This is a genomic window from Paracoccus bogoriensis (genome assembly GCF_019431455.1).
GTDB classification, from domain to species: domain Bacteria; phylum Pseudomonadota; class Alphaproteobacteria; order Rhodobacterales; family Rhodobacteraceae; genus Paracoccus; species Paracoccus bogoriensis.
In genome coordinates, this window is the sequence record NZ_JAHYSR010000081.1 from 1 (window position 1) to 276 (window position 276).

Annotated in this window: 1 protein-coding gene; it reads left to right on the plus strand. The window is 70.3% G+C overall.

Going from position 1 to position 276, the window contains the following annotated elements; all coding sequences use genetic code 11:
• Positions 1-276: transposase (locus tag KY389_RS15970; protein WP_219831797.1), on the plus strand; the 276-nt coding region annotated here is incomplete at both ends.

Genomic DNA, 276 nt, shown 5'->3' on the forward strand with positions numbered 1-276 from the left:
CAGGGCCAATGAAGACGCACAGCGCCTGCAGACGATCCCGGGCATCGGCCCGGTCACGGCAGGCGCCCTCGTCTCTGCGCTGCCCGACATTGGCGACGTTCGGTCAGGCCGGCAGTCAGGCCGGGATCTGTCGGCCTGGCTGGGTCTGACAGCAAGGCCGCACGCGACAGGCGGCAACCGAGGCCCCGAACGCGATCCGTCCGGGAGAGGGGCCGAAGCGGCTGGGGCGCATCTCGGAAATGGGCAGCAGGTCTCTGCGCAGTCTGCTCGACCTGG